The sequence below is a fragment of the Candidatus Eisenbacteria bacterium genome, from assembly GCA_016867495.1.
In the GTDB taxonomy this organism is placed as follows: Bacteria; Eisenbacteria; RBG-16-71-46; order CAIMUX01; family VGJL01; genus VGJL01.
The window spans coordinates 1-1517 of the sequence record VGJL01000371.1; the positions used below are offsets into that span (position 1 = coordinate 1).

Genomic DNA, 1517 nt, shown 5'->3' on the forward strand with positions numbered 1-1517 from the left:
AGTGGCACTCGTTGCAGGTCTCGCTGTGGCGGTGGCACTCCGCGCACGCATCGCCGTTGCCTCTGGCCTCGTACGAGTGGGTCTTCCGGAAGTCCGGCCCATGGGAGAGCGGCCGCAGGGCGTCGACATCGGCGTGGCAGGAGGCGCACTCGGCCGATGCCTTCTCTCCCTCGTGGCACGCGAAGCACACGTCGTGCCCGGGTTCGCCCTTCCCGGTCCCGGCCATGACTGGCTGTGAAAGTGCTCCGTGGCAGTGAGCGCAATCGACGCTCTCCATGTCGAGGTGCTTCGCGTGCGAGAAACCGGGAAACCCGGAAGGCGCGGGAGAGGGGACCGCCCAGTCCCATCCTTCCAGATCGGTCTGCTCGTGGCAGGCGAGGCACGCGTCGGCATCCGGGAGGAGGCTCTCGGCTCCGGATTCGCTTTCCTGGGCGCCTGGATGGCAGGTTGCGCACTCGATGTCGGTGTGGCGCGGATGGGGAAAGAGGAGCCCGGCCTCGCACCATCCCGCGAGGTAGGCGAGCAGACCGAGTCCAAGGAGGGCAAGAACCCCGATGGGGAGCAGTCCGATTCGCCGCATCTCTCGATCTCCTTCCTAGCGCTCGAAGCGGAACCTCTGGTCGAAGCGCACCATCATGCGGATGTCCCGTTTGAGGTCGCGGTTGTTCAAACCCTCGATCTGCGCCGTCAGCCGGCTGTCCCGGGCGAGGGCGTAGGTCGCCGCGAGGAGTCCTGAAGCGGCCTTGTTGTCCTCGACCGGGCCCGAGCCGTAGTCGTAGTTGTCGAGGCCGATATCGAGCGTCAGCTTCAGCTTCTCTCCGAAGTCGTGTCTCGCGGCGATGAGGAATCCGGAGCGTTTTCCGCCGAAGCCGGACTCGAATCGCCCGCCGATCTGGTAGTCGCCCCGCTTGAGGACGATCCTGTAGCTACTGGCTCGATCGACCCTCGCCCTGGTCGCGATGGAGTCGCCCGTGACGACCGTGTTGACGCCTCCCTTGAAGTCGGTCCGCTCGAAGTCGAAGGCCGCGTGGTAGGGCCCCGCCACGCGCAGGCCGATGCCGCCGCGAAAACCGGATACCGGCTTCGTCTCGAAGAAAGCGAAGGTCGATGTGGCGGGGAGGGCGGGGGTGCGTCGATCGTACTGAGCCCAGGCGCGCAGGTTGCGCGCGGGCTTCAGGACCTCCACACCCGCGGCGGAACTGTAGGTCCTGTCGAGGATGAAGTCGTGCCGGACTTCCGTCCACATGCCGAGGCGGCGGCGGATCCACATCGAGGCGCGTCCCCCGAGCTTCTGGTTCTCGACCAGCTCCAGACGGCGCGTGTCCGCGAAGCTCAACGCGATCTCCGGATCGGCGCTCGCCGACACCCTCGGGCGGATCCTTAGCTCCGCGCCCAGGCGCCTTGAGAGATCCGGCTTGTCGAATCCCCCGCGATCGCGACGCTGGCTGCCGAGCGTCCCGCCGAAGAGCGAGATGGCGCCCCATCCCGATCGGTCGGCCCGCAAGAGGATGCCGTCG

1 protein-coding gene is annotated in these 1517 nt (G+C 67.2%); it reads right to left on the reverse strand.

Translation table 11 applies throughout. The features are described 5' to 3' along the window. Window positions 1-580 (reverse strand): hypothetical protein (locus FJY88_14340; GenBank protein ID MBM3288506.1); only part of this gene is annotated, 580 nt, incomplete at its 3' end. Between the last annotated feature and the right edge of the window lie 937 nt (window positions 581-1517).